At 33.0% G+C, this 21,572-nt stretch carries 24 protein-coding genes; 15 read left to right on the plus strand and 9 right to left on the minus strand.

What is annotated here, in order from left to right; all coding sequences use genetic code 11:
• The first annotated feature begins 52 nt into the window (after nt 1-52).
• Both H4O20_RS03155 and H4O20_RS03160 read left to right on the plus strand, forming a co-directional pair.
• On the plus strand, nt 53-1,498 hold the full coding sequence (locus tag H4O20_RS03155; RefSeq protein ID WP_139854672.1) for a dicarboxylate/amino acid:cation symporter: 1,446 nt from the start codon (nt 53-55) through the stop codon (nt 1,496-1,498).
• A gap of 130 nt (nt 1,499-1,628) precedes the next feature.
• On the plus strand, nt 1,629-2,441 hold the full coding sequence (locus H4O20_RS03160; RefSeq protein ID WP_185098256.1) for a hypothetical protein: 813 nt from the start codon (nt 1,629-1,631) through the stop codon (nt 2,439-2,441).
• Between the two features lie 18 nt (nt 2,442-2,459).
• On the opposite strand, the gene H4O20_RS03165 is transcribed toward H4O20_RS03160, so the two are convergent.
• Complete coding sequence (locus H4O20_RS03165; RefSeq protein WP_185098257.1) at nt 2,460-2,861, minus strand: thiol-disulfide oxidoreductase DCC family protein; 402 nt, start codon at nt 2,859-2,861, stop codon at nt 2,460-2,462.
• A 100-nt stretch (nt 2,862-2,961) separates the two neighbouring features.
• Nucleotides 2,962-5,142: a DNA mismatch repair protein MutS gene (locus H4O20_RS03170; protein WP_185098258.1), complete on the minus strand. Its 2,181-nt coding sequence runs from the start codon at nt 5,140-5,142 to the stop codon at nt 2,962-2,964.
• Nucleotides 5,143-5,338: 196 nt separating this feature from the next.
• On the opposite strand from H4O20_RS03170, the gene ung reads away from it, so the two are divergent.
• Nucleotides 5,339-6,004 (plus strand): uracil-DNA glycosylase, encoded by a 666-nt coding sequence (ung, locus tag H4O20_RS03175; RefSeq protein ID WP_139854668.1) that lies wholly within the window; start codon nt 5,339-5,341, stop codon nt 6,002-6,004.
• Nucleotides 6,005-6,275: 271 nt separating this feature from the next.
• Here ung and H4O20_RS03180 read toward each other — a convergent pair whose 3' ends face one another.
• The 4 genes from H4O20_RS03180 to H4O20_RS03195 form a co-directional block, all read right to left on the minus strand.
• Nucleotides 6,276-7,130 (minus strand): substrate-binding domain-containing protein, encoded by an 855-nt coding sequence (locus H4O20_RS03180; RefSeq protein WP_185098259.1) that lies wholly within the window; start codon nt 7,128-7,130, stop codon nt 6,276-6,278.
• A complete protein-coding gene (locus tag H4O20_RS03185; protein WP_185098260.1) occupies nt 7,127-8,008 on the minus strand; it encodes a nucleoside phosphorylase in 882 nt (293 codons plus the stop codon). Before H4O20_RS03185 ends, H4O20_RS03180 begins: the two co-directional genes overlap by 4 nt.
• A 64-nt stretch (nt 8,009-8,072) precedes the next feature.
• Nucleotides 8,073-8,402: a translation initiation factor gene (locus tag H4O20_RS03190; protein WP_139854665.1), complete on the minus strand. Its 330-nt coding sequence runs from the start codon at nt 8,400-8,402 to the stop codon at nt 8,073-8,075.
• Between the two features lie 72 nt (nt 8,403-8,474).
• A complete protein-coding gene (locus H4O20_RS03195; RefSeq protein ID WP_139854664.1) occupies nt 8,475-9,425 on the minus strand; it encodes an isopenicillin N synthase family oxygenase in 951 nt (316 codons plus the stop codon).
• Nucleotides 9,426-9,679: 254 nt separating this feature from the next.
• Between H4O20_RS03195 and H4O20_RS03200 the strand changes: the two genes are divergently transcribed.
• From H4O20_RS03200 to H4O20_RS03250, 11 genes are all read left to right on the plus strand, one after another.
• Nucleotides 9,680-11,686: a thiamine pyrophosphate-dependent enzyme gene (locus H4O20_RS03200; protein WP_139854663.1), complete on the plus strand. Its 2,007-nt coding sequence runs from the start codon at nt 9,680-9,682 to the stop codon at nt 11,684-11,686.
• Between the two features lie 97 nt (nt 11,687-11,783).
• Nucleotides 11,784-11,945 (plus strand): DUF1328 family protein, encoded by a 162-nt coding sequence (locus H4O20_RS03205; RefSeq protein WP_139854662.1) that lies wholly within the window; start codon nt 11,784-11,786, stop codon nt 11,943-11,945.
• 46 nt (nt 11,946-11,991) lie between these two features.
• Nucleotides 11,992-12,471 carry a lipocalin family protein gene (locus H4O20_RS03210; RefSeq protein ID WP_139854661.1) on the plus strand — a complete coding sequence of 160 codons (480 nt, stop codon included), beginning with the start codon at nt 11,992-11,994 and terminating at the stop codon, nt 12,469-12,471.
• Nucleotides 12,472-12,477: 6 nt separating this feature from the next.
• A complete protein-coding gene (locus tag H4O20_RS03215) occupies nt 12,478-13,185 on the plus strand; it encodes an OmpA family protein (protein WP_139854660.1) in 708 nt (235 codons plus the stop codon).
• A 70-nt stretch (nt 13,186-13,255) separates the two neighbouring features.
• Nucleotides 13,256-14,383 carry an NAD(P)/FAD-dependent oxidoreductase gene (locus H4O20_RS03220; RefSeq protein WP_185098261.1) on the plus strand — a complete coding sequence of 376 codons (1,128 nt, stop codon included), beginning with the start codon at nt 13,256-13,258 and terminating at the stop codon, nt 14,381-14,383.
• Entirely contained in the window at nt 14,380-15,099 is a 720-nt protein-coding gene (locus H4O20_RS03225) for a methyltransferase domain-containing protein (protein WP_185098262.1), read from the plus strand. Before H4O20_RS03220 ends, H4O20_RS03225 begins: the two co-directional genes overlap by 4 nt.
• Nucleotides 15,096-16,148, plus strand: coding sequence for a type III polyketide synthase (locus H4O20_RS03230; RefSeq protein WP_282032805.1), 1,053 nt, complete (start codon nt 15,096-15,098; stop codon nt 16,146-16,148). The genes H4O20_RS03225 and H4O20_RS03230 overlap by 4 nt, the downstream gene beginning before the upstream one ends.
• Before the next feature lie 11 nt (nt 16,149-16,159).
• Complete coding sequence (locus tag H4O20_RS03235) at nt 16,160-16,927, plus strand: SDR family oxidoreductase (protein WP_185098264.1); 768 nt, start codon at nt 16,160-16,162, stop codon at nt 16,925-16,927.
• Between the two features lie 14 nt (nt 16,928-16,941).
• The gene (locus H4O20_RS03240) at nt 16,942-17,382 is read left to right on the plus strand and encodes a 3-hydroxyacyl-ACP dehydratase FabZ family protein (RefSeq protein ID WP_185098265.1); all 441 of its coding nucleotides are present in this window, start codon (nt 16,942-16,944) and stop codon (nt 17,380-17,382) included.
• Nucleotides 17,375-18,646 (plus strand): beta-ketoacyl synthase, encoded by a 1,272-nt coding sequence (locus H4O20_RS03245; protein ID WP_185098266.1) that lies wholly within the window; start codon nt 17,375-17,377, stop codon nt 18,644-18,646. The genes H4O20_RS03240 and H4O20_RS03245 overlap by 8 nt, the downstream gene beginning before the upstream one ends.
• A 5-nt stretch (nt 18,647-18,651) precedes the next feature.
• Nucleotides 18,652-18,900 (plus strand): acyl carrier protein, encoded by a 249-nt coding sequence (locus H4O20_RS03250; protein ID WP_185098267.1) that lies wholly within the window; start codon nt 18,652-18,654, stop codon nt 18,898-18,900.
• A gap of 112 nt (nt 18,901-19,012) precedes the next feature.
• On the opposite strand, the gene H4O20_RS03255 is transcribed toward H4O20_RS03250, so the two are convergent.
• The 3 genes from H4O20_RS03255 to H4O20_RS03265 all read right to left on the minus strand — a co-directional run bounded on the left by H4O20_RS03255 (nt 19,013) and on the right by H4O20_RS03265 (nt 20,823).
• Complete coding sequence (locus H4O20_RS03255) at nt 19,013-19,468, minus strand: arsenate reductase family protein (RefSeq protein WP_139854652.1); 456 nt, start codon at nt 19,466-19,468, stop codon at nt 19,013-19,015.
• A 12-nt stretch (nt 19,469-19,480) separates the two neighbouring features.
• Complete coding sequence (raiA, locus tag H4O20_RS03260; protein ID WP_139854651.1) at nt 19,481-19,783, minus strand: ribosome-associated translation inhibitor RaiA; 303 nt, start codon at nt 19,781-19,783, stop codon at nt 19,481-19,483.
• An 80-nt stretch (nt 19,784-19,863) separates the two neighbouring features.
• Nucleotides 19,864-20,823: a TerC family protein gene (locus H4O20_RS03265; RefSeq protein ID WP_185098288.1), complete on the minus strand. Its 960-nt coding sequence runs from the start codon at nt 20,821-20,823 to the stop codon at nt 19,864-19,866.
• Nucleotides 20,824-20,968: 145 nt separating this feature from the next.
• On the opposite strand from H4O20_RS03265, the gene H4O20_RS03270 reads away from it, so the two are divergent.
• Nucleotides 20,969-21,571: a nitroreductase family protein gene (locus tag H4O20_RS03270; protein ID WP_185098268.1), complete on the plus strand. Its 603-nt coding sequence runs from the start codon at nt 20,969-20,971 to the stop codon at nt 21,569-21,571.
• Nucleotide 21,572: the final 1 nt, after the last annotated feature.

The raw sequence follows: 21,572 nt of genomic DNA on the forward strand, positions 1-21,572 counted from the left end.
GTCTATTTTAAATAATTTACCACAGTTAATAATCTAGTATCAAAACTTCAATATGAAAAAAATCGCACTTCACTGGAAAATTATAATCGGACTTGTATTAGGTATAATTTGGGCATTACTTTCCAGTAAATTAGGATGGAGTGAATTTACTTTAGATTGGATTGCTCCATTTGGTAAAATATTTATAAACCTGTTAAAGTTAATTGCAGTTCCATTAGTATTAGTTTCTATTATCACTGGAGTTGCAAATATTGGCGATCCTTCTAGCTTAGGTAGAATGGGAGGTAAGACACTTTTAGCTTATTTATTTACAACATTGTTTGCTGTGAGTTTAGGGCTAATTCTTGTAAATACTATTAAGCCTGGTAAATTGATAGATGAACAAAGTAGAATAGATAACCGTATAAGCTATGAGCTTTGGGCGGATTCTAAGGGGCATCAAATAAAGGATGGAATAAATTACTTACAAGACCCAGCCTTTTTTGAAAGAGCACAAGAAATAACAACCTTATCTAAAGGAGAATTAAAAGATGCATCAGTTTCAGATAAATTAGAGACAGCTAAAAAAACCAAAGAAAGTACTCCTTTACAACCCCTAATAGATATAGTGCCAGAAAACTTCTTTTTCTCACTTACTAATAATGGTTTAATGCTTCAAATAATATTCTTCGGAATATTTTTCGGAGTTTGTTTGCTGTTAATTCCCAACGAAAAATCAAAACCTGTAACCGACTTTATGGATGGGACTATGGAGGTTTTCCTAAAAATGGTAGACCTGGTTATGCAAGCAGCTCCATTTTTCGTATTTGCGTTATTAGCAGGAGTTGTGAGCCAAATGGCGGGGGATGATATAGGTAAAGTTTACGAAATATTTAAAGGTCTTAGTTGGTATTCATTAACTGTTTTCTTAGGATTAATGTTAATGATATTTATTATTTATCCTCTTTTTATGAAGCTTTTCGTACGAAGCATTCCATATAGAGGGTTCTTTAAAGCGATGGCGCCAGCACAAACATTGGCTTTTTCAACATCCAGTAGTGCTGCTACACTACCCGTAACAATGGAATGTGTTGAAGAAAATTTAGGCGTAGATAAAAAAATCACCAGTTTTGTTTTACCAATTGGAGCAACTGTAAACATGGATGGAACTTGTCTCTACCAAGCTGTTGCAGTAGTCTTTCTTGCACAATTACACATGATCGATCTTACCATAGGGCAACAACTAACTATTGTAATTACTGCTACATTGGCCTCAATTGGCTCTGCCGCTGTACCAAGTGCTGGCTTGGTAATGCTTATAATTGTTTTAGAATCGGTTGGCTTAAATCCAGCTTGGATTGCTATAATTTTCCCTGTCGATCGAATCCTAGATATGTTTAGAACAATCGTAAATGTTACGGGTGATGCAACCGTATGTAGTATAATTGCAAAGGGAGAAGGCATGTTAAACTATAAAGCTAGAAAAAACCCTTCTGAAACATTTGACTACGATTCATAAACATCCTGATTATTAGTGTTTTACATTTTGAAGTTGTATATTTTATTTCTATATTAGCATACTCCTCATAAATTTTTCTAAGTCTATAATTTAGAAATACTGCATTGTTAATGTTGTAAATCTGTTGGTTATGGAGAGGTTGCTTTTTTTACTTAGTATTTTATTAATTTCCGGGATATCTTATTCCCAAGTTGGTATTGGCACAACTACCCCTTCAGCTGCCTCTATGTTGGAAGTAAGTAGTACTTCGGACGGTGTATCCTTTGGCGGATTTATGCCTCCTCGTGTACCTGATGTGGGAGCAAGAGATAATATTAATCCTAGTACTTCTGATGTTGGTTTACTTGTGTTTACTGAAGATTTAAATTGCTTGCAAATGTGGAATGGCTCTGGTTGGGAAGATGTACATTGTAATTACACATTAGCTTTTGTTAACTTATACCATAACTTTGATCTCCATACAAGTTGGGGGTTTACATCAAATGTTCCGTTTTTTGATAATGGTAGCAAAGGTTTTTTTGGAGTGACTGATGCTACTAATGGAGGTTTTAATGTAATTACAACATTAACCAATAATTTCTTGGGCATAATGGATTTAAACGATACAGAAAACGGAAATGGCACTGCAGATTATGCTACATTAACTTTTGAGACTATAGATATTTCAAATGCTTCTAACGGTGCGACAATGAGTTTTTATTATGAGTTTTTTGAATATGACGGTGGTGATAACGCTTATTACACTTTAATTATTGATGGTATCACACAACCTGAAGTAACCCTAATTGAGGGACAAAATGGCGTTGGAGGAGTGTCAGATAGTGGAGTAATAGAAGAAATACTCCCACCTGGCACAAATTCAGTTTCTTTAAAAATAAGGATTAAACAAAATGGTCAAGAAGACTTTGCAGGTTTTGATAACTTCGCAATTGTTGCAAACTAACAGTTAATCCTTTGAAACCTATAAAAACTTATTTTTCAACTCTGCTGTAGGAATCATACATTTATCCTTTTTCCCAAACCACTTATACCTATTTCTAGCTACATAATCGTATACGGCATTTCTGATAAATTTTGGAACTATTATAAACCCAAAAAGTAGGGGATATGCACCCGAAAGATGTTTTGCTATATATAGTGCTGCCGTAGATTTTTCATGATGTTTATCGCCATCAATGAGAATAATAGAATCTACCTTTGAGCCATCAATTTTGAATTTTGCAGTAAGTTCTTGTCCTATTTCACTCTGAAGAGCAGCAAATTTGAAAACGTTTTTCTGATCTCGTTTAATAACATAATTAATCGCGCCGTTGCAAAGATTGCAAACACCGTCGAATAAAATTATTTTATGAGATTCAATCATAATCGTTATTAATAAGCTCTTAAATCAAATTCAAAACTAATCCTAATTTTTAAGAGGTTCGTTTTTGAAGTTTGATGCTTACGTTTTGGAATTTTTATAATTATACTTTCTCCAATTCAGTTAAACTTACATTAGTAGTAAAAGTCCCATAATTTACAAAAGCTTTATTTTTTTCTATGGTATCTATTGTTCCTATTGCTCTTCCCTCTATCATTCTCACTCTATCCCCAATTTTTAAAGTAACTTTTGGTTTTGGTGGCGGGAGTTTTTTAGCTTCTTCTTTTTCGATTTTCTTTCTTTCTCGAATTACTTCAACCTTTTTCTCCACTTCTTGAATTACCTTTTGTTTTTTCGCTTTTACAGCTTTTTTCACCTTAGGCGCAAGCTTTTTTCGTTTGCTATTTTCAATCATAACAAGCTTCATAAACTCGTCAATAAGCTGTTTTTTCTTCTTATTATTGAAGTATTTATCTGCAAGAGAATCAACCTTTCTACCAAGACTTATAAGCTTTTGGTTAGAGTCGAATAATTCTTGATAGCTTTCTAATTTTTCTTGTACTCGAGCGTTTATTTCTTCAAGCTGTTTGCTTTCAATACGTGCTTTTTGTTCCTCAGATTTTAGGGATTCAGAGGTTTTTCTAAGGTTTGAGCGTTCTTTTTGAAGATTAGCAATCGTTTTATCAAATCTTACTTTTCCACGCTCAATTTTCTTTTTAGCTTTATTTATTAAACTATACGGAATCCCATTTTTTTGAGCTACTTCAAAAGTATAACTACTTCCAGCTTCACCTAAATGTAACTTATATAAAGGTTCTAAAGACCTACTATCAAATTGCATATTTGCATTAATAGCATGAGGAAGTTCATTTGCCAATAGTTTTAAATTGGTATAATGAGTAGTTATAATTCCAAATGCATTGCGTTCGTAAAAGACTTCTAAAAAAGTTTCTGCTAATGCACCTCCTAATTCTGGATCACTACCAGTACCAAATTCATCAATTAAAAAAAGAGTATTCTTATTACACTTTTTAAGAAAATAATTCATCTTTTTTAAACGATAACTATAAGTGCTTAAGTGATTTTCAATAGATTGATTATCTCCAATATCGGTTAAAATACGTTTGAAATAGCTTACTTCACTTTGTGGCTCTACTGGAATCAACATACCACTTTGTAGCATTACTTGCAACAGACCAACTGTTTTAAGCGTAATACTTTTCCCACCTGCATTAGGTCCGGAAATAACGATAATCCGCTTTTCTGGAATTAATTCAATGCTTTGAGGGTAAGTTTTTTGTTTCCTCTTATTATTTGAAATCAACAATAGAGGATGATACGCTTCCAGTAAAGAAATCTTTTTCTCCGAATTATTTCCTTCAGTCTTATAGGTAAGAATAGGAAGGACTCCATTTATTTTAAGTGCGTACTTAGCCTTCGCATAAAGCACATCCATAGTAGTTAAATATTCTTGATAACTAGCTAGAAGCTCGGCATACGGACGAACAAATTCAGTTAATGCTTTTAAAATTCGTTTAATTTCTTCTCCTTCTTCATACAGTAGATTGCTTAACTCATTTGCAAACTCCAGAGTTTCTTGGGGCTCTATATAAACTATACTCCCAGTTTTTGAACTACCCAAAACTGCACCTCTTACTTTTTTACGGTGCATTGCTTTTACTGCAAGTACTCTACGATTTTCAACAACCGATTCACGAATGTCGTCTAAATAATCGTTTTGTGAGTATTGCGAAAGTGCTTTAGTAAAAGAAGAATTAATCTTTCCTTTTACAACATTTAACCTCCTGCGAATTGTCCCTAATTCGATAGAAGCCTCATCTTTAATCTCGCCGTATTTATTAACTTTCTTATTAATTTCTTCTGAAATAATTGAAGTGTAATTTACTTCTTCAGAAAAAGCATTAAGCTGTACGTAAAACTCTTCATATTTCTTGAAGAATTTTAATAAAATTCGAGTAGTTTCTGATATAGAAAGAATTTTTCTGAAGCCTGAAATCTCCAAAGTACTATTTTCTATACTGAATAGTTTAAGCTCTCTAAAAATAGGATCGAAACCGTGATTGGGTATCTTATTATCGCCTTCAAAAGATACCGTGAATTCTTTTAAGCGCAATAATTCAGGTTCAATTTCAGAAAATTCCTGAAACGGTCTTATTGAAAGAACCTGTTCCCGACCAGGTTCAGTAACACATAATTCTGAAATCTGATTCAGGACGGTTGGAAACTCAAGATCCTCTAAAGTTTTTTTATCAATTTTAATCATACAGATTACTCTTGGGATTTTCTTAATTCTAATACATCAAAACAACTAAAACGCTAACGATTGAATGAAACCTATTAGTAAGTTTTAGATTGATAAATGAGGCTTTTTCTTTTATTTTTTAAATAATTAAAAAATTCAAACCCCCACCTATTCGTGAATATGTTATCTTATTTTTGTGTTCACAAAAGTAAGTATAATGCAGATAACAATAGAGCTTGGATGGAGGGCGATTTTAAAAGATGAATTCGAAAAACCATATTTCAAAGATTTAATGGAATTTGTGAAATATGAATATAAAACATCGAAATGCTTTCCACCTGAAAATCAAATATTCTCGGCCTTAAATCATACACCATTTAACGAAGTTAAAGTGGTGATTATAGGTCAAGATCCTTATCACGGAGATGGTCAAGCACACGGATTGTGTTTTTCAGTAGGGGAGAAAGTGGCTATTCCGCCATCCTTAAAGAATATTTTTGAAGAAATTAGAACAGATGTTGGTAAAGAGATTCCAAATAATGGCTATTTACTTCGATGGGCAGAGCAGGGAGTTTTAATGTTGAATGCTACTTTAACTGTTAGAGCACATCAAGCGGGTAGTCATCAAAAAAGAGGTTGGGAAAAATTCACTGATGCTATAATTCAAAAACTTTCTGAAGAAAAAGAAGGCATTGTTTTTTTACTTTGGGGTGGACCTGCTAAAAAGAAAGGTTCTAAAGTCGATAGTGCTAAGCATTTGGTATTAAATAGCGGACATCCATCTCCATTAGCAGCAAACAGGGGTTACTGGTTTGGAAACAAACACTTTAGTAAAGCAAATGATTATTTGATTGAAATTGGAAAAAGTCCAATTGAGTGGTAGACTAAAATTTATTAAGCCCTATAAATTATTACAAAGTTTACTAAGCGAAATAGCCAGAAAACACTGTTAACTTAAAAGAAGAATCGAAGCTTACTATTCTTCCTCAGGTACTTCAGTATCGGCATTTGCGTCATTACAACTAAACTGTAGCAACAAGAAGTTTGTAACTAACAACGCTCCCAAAATGATTAAAAAAGTTGTCATAATACTTGATTTTATATAAATAAGATGCAAGTAATACTTTTGGGTTGCGTAAATATTAAGATTTTTTTTAGAATTCATGTAACACGCTGTCTTCTTGAACCTTAGAATCGATTAACTGAAGTTCTAAAAGTTTTTGCTGTATATTTTGAAGTTCTTTCGATGTTAATTGCACATCAGACCATTCTGTTAATGATAACCATTCACGAACATCTTCTATTTTCTGACCATAGCGTTTTGCAATTATTTCGTCTATTTCTGGTAAATCTTTAAAGTTGGCTGTAGTCTTGTTAATTACATCCAATATAGCCTGAATACAATCTGCTTCATTTTCTAAAACATCATTTCTAACAGCAATCACAAAACTTGGCCATGGAGTAGGAGATAAGCCTACTAATCGGAAGGTGCCATTATCTACGTGCGGTTTTGTCATAAACTTTTCCCACATAAAATAATCACCATTACCTTTAGGCAACCCTTCTATTGCACCATTTAAATCTTGGATTACTTTAAATTTTAAATCGGATTGTAAATCCCACTCTAGATTTTCGGCATTTACATAAGCCATTAAATGCGATCCAGATCCGTATCGACTAATTGCTGCTTCGGTACCTTTTAAGTCTTCCACTGCGTTATATTCTGAGTTGGCGGCTACGTGAATCCCCCAAAGTAAAGGCGATTTCACAAAAACCTGCACAATCTTACAGTCATTTCCATTAATAATATCGCGAACAATTCCTTCAGTAAGAATTACTGCCATATCAATTTCTTTATCACGTAAAGCTTGAACCATATGGCCTGTTCCTTCAGGAAAATCTTTCCAACGCAAATTGATATCTTTCCTGTGAAATTCCTTATCGCGCAATGCAATATACCAAGGTAAATTAAAGTGTTCCGGCACACCGCCGATTAAAAAATTTTTCATTGTACAATTTTTTCTAAAGTATATTGAATAAGCTCATCGATAGTTTTATACGAGTTTTTACTAAAACTACCTGTGGCGCGATTAGCGATAATTGCATTCATTGAAATAGCACTATGACCTAGTAATTTAGACATACCATACATCGTTGCCGTTTCCATTTCCATATTCGTAATTTTCTTTTTATTTATACGGAATGAAGTAAGTTTTTCGTTAAGATTTTCATCTCTTAATCTAGCGCGAAGCACACGCCCTTGTGGACCATAAAAACCTACATTAGTTATAGTAATTCCTTTAAAAGTTTTATCTGAAGATAATTTTTCTAATAAACTTTTATCAGCCTTAACAGCATAAGGAACCGAATTATCTGGATTCCATTGTGTATGATCAATAAATTTTTGGGCAAAATCCCGTTCAAAAATAGTGTCAATATCATTGTAATAATGCATAACATTATCTAAGCCAATACCTATAGCACTTATTAAGAAACTATCTACTTCAATTTCATCAGTTAAGCTACCAGATGTTCCAATTCTAATAATATCGAGAGAAGTAAGTTTCTTTTTAATTGTTCTATTTTCAAAGTCAATGTTTACTAAAGCATCGAGTTCGTTAAAAACGATATCAATATTATCTGGACCAATTCCAGTTGAAATAACACTGATACGTTTTCCTTTGAAATTACCTGTATGTGTTTTAAATTCACGATGTTCAGCTTTTACTTCAATAGAATCGAAGTATTTTGAAACCATTTCAACTCGACCTGGGTCGCCAACGGTAATTACTGTTGGAGCTAACTCGGAAGGAGCAAGATTTAAATGATAAATTTTACCCTCAGGTGTTAATATTAATTCACTAGATTTTATAGATTCTGATTGCATATTAATTCTTTGTGATTAACTATGTATAAAATAGGTGCTTCAAGTCGATTTCTTTAAACTTCAGTTACCCTCCTACACGTTTTACTTTAAATCCCTTATCCTTCAAAAACTTCATTATCTTATCGCGATAATCACCTTGAATTATAATTTGTTCATTTTTAAAACTTCCACCAACACTTAAAAGCTTCTTTATTTCTTTCGAAAGTATTTTAAAATCCGAATCTGCACCATTATACCCTTCAATTATAGTAATAGGTTTGCCTTTTCGTTTTTCGTATTTACAAATAAGAGGCTCGTCTTGTAACCAAATTGTTGATTCTTCCTCTGTTTCAGGAACGTCTTCTGGTTCGTGATCTGGAAATAGGTTTTTTAATTGGTCTTCTAAAGAATTCAAATTGTAAAGTTTAAGATTTATATTTCGCTATTCTCAATATCAAAAATTGGGTGTTGAGTGAAGTCGAAAAGGCTACTTTTTTATCAGTCCGATTTCTACCAAACGTTGGTGAAGAAACTCTCCTGCAGTAATATCCTCATATGCTTTAGGATGATCTTCATCGATACACTCTGGCATACAGTTTAATTTCATATCACTACGAGGGTGCATAAAAAAAGGAATAGAATAACGAGGTGTATCCCATTCTTCACGAGGTGGATTTACTACGCGATGTATAGTTGAACGAAGTTTGTTATTAGTATGACGCTCTAACATATCACCTACGTTTATTACTAGTTCATCTTCATTTGGGATTGCATCAATCCATTCTCCATCTTTTCTCAATACTTGTAAGCCTCCTGCAGAAGCTCCCATTAAAAGTGTGATTAAATTTATATCGCCATGAGCACCTGCACGAACAGCTCCTTTTGGCTCTTCAGTAATAGGAGGGTAGTGGATTGGCCTTAAAATACTGTTTCCGTTATTAGCCCAATGATCGAAGTAAAACTCATCTACTCCAATATATAATGCCAAAGCTCTTAGTACGTAAATTCCAGTTTTTTCAAGCATTCTGTAGGCTTCCATTCCTGTATGATTAAAGTCTGGAAGTTCACTTACTTGCACGTTTTCAGGGTAATCTTCATCTAAATTGGCGTCTACAGATGGTTCTTGACCAAAATGCCAAAACTCTTTTAAATCTCCTTCTTTTTTACCCTTAGCATGTTCTTTTCCAAAAGAAATATATCCGCGTTGGCCACCAAGACCTTCAATTTCGTATTTCTTTTTTGTTTCTTCAGGAAGTGCAAAAAAGCTTTTCACTTCTTTATAAAGTTCATCAACTAAATTATCACTAAGAAAGTGATTTTTAAGTGAAACAAATCCTATATCTTCATAAGCCGAACCAATTTCGTCTACAAACTTTTGTTTTCTTTTAGGATCTTCAGAAAGAAAATCAGCTAAATCAACACTTGGTATATTATTCATAGTTTCAATTTTTTAATGAATTTATTAATTGTTTAGAAATTAAAGATTTAGGAAATAAGCCTAAGTCTGTAATTTATAATCAACTACATTTTTGTATAACTATTATAAGCTACTTTAAAATTCTTACAATTCTCAATGAATTTTAGATTTACAAATATACCAAATTGTTAAAGTTTATACGAAGTTAAAATTTGCTATAATAATCCTTTTAGATGCAGGTTTTTTCCTAATTTTGATAGTTATAACTTTTTAAGATGAAAACTGAAACAACTCCACAAATATTCTATAATTACGACCGAAAAGGTCTTGATGACTCTACATTATTAAAATTGTATCGCGCTATGTTAAAGCCGCGAACAATTGAAGAAAAAATGCTAATTCTTCTTCGTCAAGGAAAGATTTCAAAATGGTTTAGTGGAATAGGGCAGGAAGCAATTTCTATTGGAGTAACCTCTGTATTAGAAAAAGATGAATACATCTTACCTATGCACCGAAACCTAGGGGTTTTTACCTCTCGTGAGATTCCTTTACATAGATTATTCTCACAGTGGCAGGGAAAAGCCAATGGTTTTACCAAAGGTAGAGATAGAAGTTTCCACTTTGGAACACAAGAATTCCACATTATTGGTATGATTTCACACCTAGGTCCTCAATTTGGTGTTGCTGATGGAATAGGATTAGCCAATAAATTAAAAAACAACAAGAAAGTTTGCGCTGTATTTTCAGGAGAAGGAGGAATGAGCGAAGGTGATATACATGAAGCATTAAACGTAGCGTCTGTATGGCAACTTCCGGTATTGTTTTGTGTTGAGAACAATGGTTACGGACTTTCGACCCCTACAAATGAACAGTACAATTGCGAAAACATAGCAGACCGTGGTGTGGGCTACGGAATGGAATCGCATATCATTGAAGGTAATAATGTTCTTGAAGTTTATACTAAGCTAAAAAGTATAGTTGAAGACATGCGCATAAATCCTCGTCCAGTTCTTTTAGAATTTAAAACTTTTAGAATGCGTGGTCACGAAGAAGCTAGTGGTACAAAATACGTTCCTTCAGAATTAATTGAAATGTGGGAAGAACGCGATCCACTAGTGAATTTTGAAAACTATTTATTAGCTGAAGGTATCCTTACTGAAGAAAAAATTAAAGAGTTTAAAGATGAATTTAAACAGGAAATTGATGAAAATTTAGAGATAGCTTTTGCAGAACCTGTAATCGAATTTTCTGAAACTAATGAGTTAAATGATGTTTATAAAGAATTTAATTATCAGGAGGTTAAAGAAAATTCAGAAAAAGAAAATATTAGATTGATTGACGCTATTTCTCAGGGCTTAAAACAATCTATGGAACGCCACGACAACCTTGTGATAATGGGACAAGACGTAGCGGAATACGGTGGTGTTTTTAAAATCACAGAAGGCTTTGTAGAGCAATTTGGGAAAGACAGAGTTAGAAACACTCCTATATGTGAATCAGCTATTGTATCTACGGGAATGGGGCTTTCAATAAACGGTTTTAAAGCAGTTGTAGAAATGCAGTTTGCAGATTTTGTTAGTTCTGGATTTAACCCGATAGTTAATTATTTAGCAAAAAGTCATTACCGATGGAACGAAAAAGCTGATGTAGTAATTAGAATGCCTTGTGGAGCAGGAGTAGGTGCGGGACCATTCCACAGTCAAACAAATGAAGCTTGGTTTACACATACACCAGGGTTAAAAGTTGTATACCCTGCTTTTCCTTATGATGCAAAGGGATTATTAGCAACAAGCATTGAAGATCCAAACCCAGTCCTTTTCTTTGAACATAAAGCACTGTATAGAAGTATCCGACAAGATGTTCCTACTGATTATTTTACATTACCATTAGGCAAAGCAGCCTTGCTAAAAGAAGGAGAAGATATTACTATCATAACCTATGGAGCAGGAGTGCATTGGGCGCTTGAAACTCTTGAGCAAAACCCTGAAGTTAAGGCAGACCTAATAGATTTGCGAACACTTATGCCTTTAGATACAGAAACTATATATAAATCTGTAAAGAAAACAGGGAAGGCTATAATTCTTCAAGAAGACTCCATGTTTGGAGGAATAGCATCTGATATTTCAGCTTTAATTACAGAGAATTGTTTCGAACAATTGGATGCACCTGTAAAACGTGTGGCTAGTTTAGAAACACCAATCCCTTTTGCCGCAAATCTTGAAAAAGGTTACCTTTCTAAAGGAAAATTTAAAAAAGAACTATTTAACTTATTATCTTATTAATCATTTAACACTCTCTGTTAAACTTTAGATAAAGGAAATACAAACGTTAAAATTGTTGTTTACTTTAGTGAAATACTAATCATTAAAACTAAACAATATGGTACGCTGGATTATTATTTTCTTGGTAATAGCAATAATTGCTGGAATCTTTGGATTCGGGGGCATCGCAGATGGTGCAACTGACATCGCAATGATTATTTTTTGGATTTTTATTGTATTACTAGTGCTATCCCTACTTTCTAGACTATTTAGAAAATAGTGTTATTCTAACCAATTTATTTACAAACAAATCACATTTTAAAATTATGAAAAAACTAATTATGTTAGCACTAGTTGCTGCAACCGCTTTTGCTTGCGGTACCCCAAAAACAGTACAAGAATCTCGTAAAGTAATTAAAGGTTACTGGAATTTAGATGAAGTTTCATACGATTCGTCTGGTACATTTAACGTTACAATGTTTAATGACACATCTGCAGAATGTTTTGAAGGCAGTATGTGGCGTTTTATCCCTAACAATAATACTGGTAGATACAATATCGAAAATTCTAATTGTCCTACTGGTGAACGTAACTTTATTTTTACAATTCAAGAAATAGATCCAACAAGTGGGTTGTATGATTTCTTACTTAAACCTACAAATGCCAAAGGTAAATCAGATACAAATGCTGGTTATAGATTGCGCTTAACTCAACTTAACGAAAATTCAATGCGTTGGGAGCAAACTGTAAATCTTGATGGTAAACCATTTAAAATTAATATGAACTTTTCTAAAATAAACGAATAAAAACTTATGAAAACTTTTTTTAAACAAACCGCATTAGTTGCTTTAGCATTTACACTAGTAATAAGCTTAGGAAGCTGTGAAGCAACTAGAAACGCAAATAATAAACAAAAGGGCGCTGTAATTGGTGCTACTGGTGGAGCTGTACTCGGTGCCATATTAGGAAATAATATTGGAAAAGGAGGAAACAGCGAACTAGGAGCAGTAATTGGTGGTGTAGTTGGTGGTAGTGCTGGTGTAATTATCGGTAACAAAATGGATAAACAAGCACAAAAAATTGAAGAGGAAATTCCTGGAGCTCAAGTAGAAAGAGTTGATGATGGAATTGTAGTTACTTTTGATGAAAACAGTGGTGTTTATTTTGCTACTAACAAATATAACTTAAACACTCAATCTCAAGAAACTCTTGATAGATTGGCAAATGTATTAAAGGAATACCCTGATACTAATATTTTGGTAGTAGGACATACTGATAGTACAGGTCCAAGAGATTTTAATATGACACTTTCTAGAGATCGAGCTAATTCGGTAACCAATTATTTCGTATCTCAAAAAGGACTTGGTTCTGGAAGAATTACAACTAAGTGGTTCGGACCTGATACTCCTATTGCAGACAATAGTACTGTAGAAGGAAGAGCTAAAAACAGACGTGTAAACATTGCTATCGTTCCAAATGAAAAAATGAAGAATGATGCAAAGAACGAAGCTGGAGAATAATTAATATTTGAAAGTATTTTAAATCCCGCCCATAATTGGAGCGGGATTTTTTATTTTTATTAGATATATTATGGTTAGAAAGAATAAATGGGATTTAATTATAATTGGTGGAGGTCTTGCAGGCCTTACCACTGCTTTATCTTTATCTAATCATAACTTAAAGATATGTTTAATTGAAAAGAATACATATCCAAACCATAAAGTGTGTGGTGAATATGTAAGTAATGAAATTCTACCATATCTAACTTCCTTAAACATTGATCCTTTTTCTATTGGAGCGAAAAAAATCACAAGATTCAATCTCACGAATTTAGAAGGTACAACTCTTAACACTGATCTTCCATTAGGTGGCTTCGGAATTAGTCGTTACGCTTTTGATAATTTAATTTTTGAATCTTTAAAGAATGAAATAGAAATAAAATTTGATACTGTTGAGAAAATACTTTTTCAAGATGGGAATTTTAAAGTTTCTACTCAGAATAAAGAAATCTTTACAGCGGAATTTGTTGTGGGAGCATTTGGAAAAAGATCGAATATTGATTCTTTTTTAAAAAGAGATTTTATATTACAAAAATCCCCTTGGCTTGCTGTTAAGGGTCATTATGAGTTTGATTTTCCCGAGAACACTGTGGCTTTACACAATTTTAATGGCGGATATTGCGGCCTTAGTAAAATCGAAACTAATGCTGTTAATGCTTGTTATTTAACCACTTTTAAAGCATTCAAAAAATATGGTGATATTGATTCTTTTCAGAGTAACGAAATGAGTAAGAACCCATTTCTAAAAGAATTTTACAAAACTGCAAAACCCATTTTCGAGAAATCATTAACTATTAGTCAAGTTTCTTTTCAAAAAAAGAAACCCGTAGAAAATCATATCTTTATGATTGGTGACAGTGCTGGATTAATTCATCCATTATGTGGAAACGGAATGGCAATGGCAATTAGAAGTGCTCAAATATTTTCAAATTTATTTTTAGAAGTAATGCAGAAAGATAGTTTTAACAGAGGTATTTTAGAAGTGAATTACACTCGATTATGGAATAATGAATTTGGAAAAAGACTAAAAACAGGAAGAGCCATTCAAACTTTGTTGATGAACCATTTTAGTTCAAAAATTGGATTTTCCGTAGCCAAAACATTTCCATCAATAATTCCTATACTAATTAAAAAAACACATGGTAATCCTACTAAATGATTAGTTTCAGCCATAAAAATAGATCTTCTCAAAAAGAAGTGATGGACAGTTTGGATTTTCAAGGAGATGAATTGAATAATCTACTGCTTGACTTAAAAGCTATAAACAAGTGGTTGGGGGGCAATCACATTACCATTGATGGGGTTAAAAAGTTAATAAAAAATCACTCTAGAGACAATGCCGTTACAATAATTGATATAGGGTGTGGCGACGGAGAAATGCTAAGAAAATGTGCTGATTATTCTGTAAAGCAAAATTTAAGATTTAAGCTTATTGGTATAGATTTCAATGAAAACATATTAGAAATAGCCAAATCCAAAAGCGTTGGTTATTCAAATATTTCATTTCTTAATATGGATGTCGTAAACAATACAGAAGCAATACCTGAAAGCGATATTGTTTTATGTACATTATTTCTTCATCACTTCAAAAATGAAGAAATAGAAAAGTTAATAAAAAAGTTTTTGGTCAAGTCACGATTAGGGATAGTTATAAATGATTTAGAAAGAAGTAAACTAGCATTTAATTTGTTTAAATTGGTACATAAATTATTTCTGAAAACAAAAACGGCTAGACACGACGGTTTAATATCCATCTCAAAAGGTTTTAAAAAAAATGAACTAGTTAGGTTTTCAGGGCATATTCCAAATCAAAAAAGTACTATCCGTTGGTGTTGGGCTTACAGATTTCAATGGATTATAAATAAAAATAAATAATGGTAAAAATCAAAACAGTTTCGACTCAAGTAGCTCAACATGGTAGAGAAACACCTGAGATTATTGAGCTAGTTAAAAATTGGATGAGGGATCAAGATAACCGATACAAACGTAAAGTAGTGAAAATAATGGAAGGAGCAGGGGTGGACAAACGCTATTCTATTATGAATCCTGTAGAAGTATTTGAAAATCCCAGTTTTGAATCTCGTAATGACATTTACATTAGGGAAATAAAAAAGATGGGCAAAGAATGCCTACAAAAAGCACTAAATAAAGCAAATTGGAAGCCTACTGATATTGATTTTATTATTACCGTAAGTTGTACAGGAATTATGATTCCATCGGTCGATGCTTATCTAATTAATGATCTTAAAATGAGGGGTGATGTTGTGCGCTTACCTGTAACTGAAATGGGATGCGCTGCTGGTGTTTCTGGAATAATCTATGCTCGAAATTTTTTAAAAGCGAATCCGGGAAAAAGAGCAGCTTTAGTTTCAATAGAAGCTCCAACTGCCACCTTTCAAATTAATGATTATTCAATGGCAAATATTGTAAGTACCGCAATATTTGGAGATGGTGCTGCTTGTGTTCTATTATCTTCTTGTGAAGAGGATGCTGGGCCTGAGATAATTGCTGATGAAATGTATCATTTCTATGACGCAACTGATATGATGGGATTTAAGCTTGTAGATACTGGATTACAAATGATACTAGATAAAGAAGTACCTGAAAAAATAGCAGAGCACTTCCCTAAAATTATTCACCCATTTTTAAGAAAGAGTGGTTTAGCAATTGAAAATATAGACCACCTTATTTTCCACCCTGGAGGTAGAAAAATTGTAGAAACTGTGGAAGAACTTTTTGGTAAATTGGGGAAAAACATTACCGATACCAAGGAAGTATTAAGGCTCTATGGAAACATGAGTAGTGCCACCGTCCTTTTTGTACTAGAAAGATTTATGACACGAAATCCTGAAGCTGGATCCTATGGACTTATGTTAAGCTTTGGCCCAGGATTTTCTGCTCAGCGCATATTGTTAAAGTTTTAAGGTAAGGGACTATGAGTTTAAAAAATCAATGGGCAGTGATTTTAGGTGGAAGTAGTGGTTTAGGTCTTGCAAGTGCTATAAAACTCGCTTCTGAAGGTATGAATATTTGTATTGTTCATAGAGATAGAAAAAGTAACATACCTGAATTTGAAACTGAAGTTTCTAAATTAAAAGCGTTTGGAGTAGATATAAAAACTTTTAATAAAGATGCTTTAAATAAAGAGGTAAGAAATCAAATAATTTCTGAATTACCGGAAAAGAGTGTGAACCTGTTATTACATAGTATTGCGAAAGGAAGTTTAAAGGCTATGAGTCACGATGGAACTAATCTTGACAAACAAGATTTAGATATAACAATACATGCAATGGCAACTAGTTGGTACGAGTGGACTCAAGCTTTAATCCAACAGAATAAATTTTCAGATAGTGCTAGAAATTTAGCTTTTACAAGTGAAGGAAATACTAGGGTTTGGCCTGGTTATGCAGCAGTTTCAGCTGCAAAATCAGTTTTAGAATCTTTAATGAGAAGCATGGCTGTAGAACTTGCTTCACTTAATATAACATCCAATTGTATTCAAGCAGGTACCACACAAACAGCATCTTTTAAAATGATTCCAGGTAGTGAGAAATTAGCGGAAATGAGTAAAATGAGAAATCCATTTAAAAGAATGACTCAAGCAGAAGATGTCGCAAATGTGGTTTTTTTACTTTGCAAAGATGAAGCTAAGTGGATAAATGGAACTATTATAAAAGTTGATGGTGGCGAAAGTCTTCGGTAATTAAAAAATAAGATTTGAAGAGCGATAATATAATAAAATTACTTCCTTACGGAGCCGAGTTTTTATTTGTGGACAAACTCACTATGATTTCTACTGAAAGGGTCGAGGGCTATTATACTTTTAAAAAGGACGAGTATTTTTACCAAAGTCATTTTAAAGAAAATCCTGTAACACCAGGGGTAATCCTAATAGAGTGCATGGCTCAAATCGGGCTTGTGTGTTTGGGAATTTATTTATTAAATTCAGAAGAGGTTTCTGTAAAAACTTCTGTTGCATTTAGCAGTTCTCAAGTTGACTTTCTTATTCCTGTGTTTCCTGGAGAAAAAGTAAACGTAGTTTCTGAAAAGGTTTACTTTAGATTTAATAAATTAAAATGCAAGGTTAAGATGTTCAATGAAAAAGGGGAGCTAGTGGCGAATGGTGAATTAAGCGGAATGGTAAAGAAGTATGAATAATAGGGTTGTAATAACTGGTTTAGGTGTTTGTTCCCCAATAGGAGTGGGGCTGCCCGATTTTACAAAATCTTTAAAAAATGGTAATTCTGGAATTCGTTATTATTCTGAATTAGAAGATTTAAAGTTTTCTTGTCATTTAGGTGCTATTCCTGAAGTTACTGAAGAAAAAAAGAGGGAATATCTTACGGAATTACAGTTACGAAATTTTAAAAGTAGTAGTATTTTATATGGAATTATTGCAGGAATGGACGCTCTAAAAGATGCAAAAATTTCAGCATCTAAAATTGATGATGACCCTTTATGGGATTTAGGAATTATTTTCGGAACCGGAGTAAGTAGCGTAGAAAAGTTTAGAGAAAGCATACATAAAGTAGATGATAAAAACGCACGTAGGTTAAGTAGCAATACCGTTCAACAAATAATGACTAGCGGAATTAGTGCTTATTTAGGTGGTTTAATTGGTGCAGGGAATATTGTTACAACAAATTCATCTGCCTGTTCCACTGGAACTGAGGCGCTACTATTAGGTTACGAAAGAATAAAAACTGGCAAAGCCAAGCAAATGCTTTGTGGGAGTACTAGTGATCATGGGCCATATATTTGGGCAGGTTTTGACGCCTTAAGAATTACCAATTATAGATATAACGATGCTCCCGAAAAAGTTCCGGGTCCTTTAAGTGAAACCGCAAATGGATTTATACCGGGTAGTGGAGCAGGGGCATACCTCTTAGAATCGTTAACGAGTGCGGAAAAAAGAGGAGCCACTATTTATGCAGAGGTTTTAGGGGGTGCCGTTAATAACGGTGGACAAAGAGGTAAGGGAACTATGACAGCTCCTAATAATAAAGCTATTATAAAATGTATACAAGCAGCCTTAAATGATTCAAAAATTGAAGGAAGAGATATTGAATATATAAATGGTCATTTAACAGCAACTTCTAAAGACCCAGACGAAATTGAAAGTTGGTGTAAAGCACTTAATAGAAAAGGAAATAACTTTCCTTTTATTAATTCCTTAAAAGGTGCAATAGGGCATTGTATAGGTGCCAGTGCTAGTATTGAAATAGTTTCGGCATTAGTACAAATGAAAGAAGGATTTATTTTTCAAAATAATAACTGTGAACCTATACACCCTGAAATACTAAAGAATATTTCCATAGATAAAATTCCAACACAAACTCTTTACAAAACATTTAACATAATGGCCAAAGCGAGTTTTGGGTTTGGAGATGTAAATGCCTGTGTTATTTTTAAAAAAATATAAGAATTATGACAAAAGAAAATATTTACGCTAAACTTAAGCCTATTATAAAGAACTACCTACCAGAAGATGTTTCTAAAATGGAAATTAGTAGAGAAAGTGATCTTACAAAAGAATTGAATATCAACTCAGCCCATTTAATTGATATTGTTCTAGATGTAGAAGATGTTTTTGATATCGAAATAAAAAATGAAGATCTCGAAAAACTCAGAAATCTAAATGATGTAATTAATTTGATCAAAAAGAAAACGGAATAATTAGGAATTCGTTGTAAACAGTTACCGAGTTTAAATTGGTATAAAAAAACTGTTTTTATTAGTGTAAAGGACTAGATTCCTAAATACTAATAAAAACAGTTATTTAATTTTATTACTCTATAAAATTTTCGTTTTCGGAAGTAGGTTGAATGTTTGGTGGAGTTTCGTTGGAAGGACTTTGCTCCAAACCTGCAGATTCAACTTCAAAAAACTCTAATATTTCTGTTGGATTCTCAATTTGTTTTGTTCTATTCCCATTTATAGCAATTGGTTTGGATATTACAAAATCATTGCTTTGAATAATTTTTATCCAATCCTCTGTATTAAAATCTGAAGTGTTTTCAGAATTTAGATCAAGCTCACGAGTGTCAACTAGGTCGCCAACTTTCACTCCAAGAGCTTTTGCTATTTCTACCCATTGGGTATCTCCAACTTTCGTTTTTGCTATATCAATTGCTAAATACGGTTTTTCGATACCTGTAAGATAACTCAACGTATGTGTACCTACACGTGTATTACTACTGTATATTAGTGTTAATTGATTTTCGTCACGTGCTATTACTCCCATATTTATATATTCTTAATGTGCTTGTAGTTTATCTTTTCGCTTTTGTAATTGTGTTCTAAGCTCTGTTGAAACCTTTGCTACAGAGGCCTCAAATGATGCTGCTGATGTTTCAGCAAAAATATTAGAGCCAGGCACGCTTAAACGTACACTGCAAATTTTACCTTTTTCTGGATTGCTGCTATTTTCTTTTTTGAAATAAACATCTGCACTTACTATAGAGTCGTATTTAGATTCCAATTTATTTAACCTTTCTGTCAATAAAGCTTCTAACCTTGGACTAGCGGTTACCTCGTGATATTCAAAATTGATAGTCATATTTTATTTATTTAAAATTTGAATATTAAAGATACAATAGCATAAAATCCATTCCAAACTTTTAATAGCTTTTTGTGAAATTAATCTTCCTTAATTACTGTATTACTAGAATCTGGAATTAATAAAGATGCTAATACACCTCCAGCCAAAGATATACCTATAACACCAAGAGAAAGCCATTCGGGTATTTCTACATTATGTGATAGTAGCATTTTAATACCGACAAATGCAAGAATAATAACCAAGCTATAGTTTATGAATCTAAACTTCGTCAACATTCTAGAAACTAAGAAATACATAGAACGCAATCCTAAAATTGCCAAAATATTGGAACTAAAAACAATAAATGGATCGGATGTAATTGCAAGTATTGCCGGAATACTGTCTAAAGCAAATAGAATATCGGTTAATTCAATGATTATTAAAGCTACGAAAAGGGGAGTGGCTGCTCGTATTCCCATACGTTTTATAAAAAATTTATCCCCATCCATTTTATAACTTATAGGAAAGAGTTTTTTCATATATCGAAATACTTTCGATTTTTTCGGATCGAATTCAGACTCTTTATGAGTTAACATTCTAAAAGCCGTAAATAAAAGGAAAGCACCAAAAACATAGATTATCCAATCAAACTTATTGATGAGAGCTACACCAAAAAATATCATTAACGCTCTAAAAACTATCGCGCCTAAAATTCCCCAAAACAAAACTTCGTGTTGATATTTTTGAGGAATAGCAAAGGATGAGAAAATTACAGCTATCACAAATACATTATCAATACTTAACGACAGCTCGATTAAATATCCAGTGATATACTTAAGGACTGCATTTTCTGGAGTAAGGCCTGTAGGGTTATCAACTAGCCCTTCAGAAAATAACCAAAAAATAATCCCCGAAAAACCTAAGGCAATAGTTATCCAAATAGAAGTCCAAATTGCCGCTTCCTTGGTTTTAATTACATGCGGAGTACGATTAAATACACCTAAATCTAAGGCTAGAAACAAAATTATAAAAGCAATAAATATACCCCAAACTAACATAGCGAAAATTTTCTGCAAATTTAGGTGTAAATCATGTTAAAATATAGAACAGATCTGTTAATAAATAGTATTTCCGTTAAATCTTTTTTAAATCCTTTTTAGCCACTCATTAACTGATTAATTTTAATAAAAATCTTGAAAACGTATGAAAGTAAATAAAACTACACCAACTGATTACCCAATTTTAGAAAGTATAAAAAACAGATGGAGTCCAAGGGTCTTTTCTAATAAACCCATTACCAAACAACAAGTGAAAATATTGCTAGAAGCTGGGCGTTGGGCGCCGAGCGCATCAAATATTCAGCCATGGCGTGTAATATGGGGATTAAAAGGTACCGAAATGTACGATCGAATTTTTAATTGCTTAGACGAATTTAATAGTAGTTGGGCAGGGAATTCACAATTACTATGGATTAATGCCTATAAAAAAACCATGAATAATAGAGACGTGGATAATTTTCACGCCTTACACGATTTAGGACTATTTATGGGAAATGTTATCCAACAAGCAAATAGTATGGAGATTGCTGTGCATCAAATGGCTGGTGTAGATTTTAAGAAAGCCCAACAGGAATTCGGTTTTGCCGATGATTATCATGTAACTACAGCGATAGCTTTTGGTTATTTTGGTGGCAACCCTGAAGATTTACCTGAGGATCTAAGAAAACAAGAGTTGAAAGAAAAGCGTGAAAGAATGTCACAAGATAAATTTGCTTTCAACGGAAACTTTGAAATTAACAAACAATAGA

The sequence above is a fragment of the Aequorivita sp. 609 genome, from assembly GCF_014212065.1.
Taxonomy (GTDB): domain Bacteria; phylum Bacteroidota; class Bacteroidia; order Flavobacteriales; family Flavobacteriaceae; genus Aequorivita; species Aequorivita sinensis.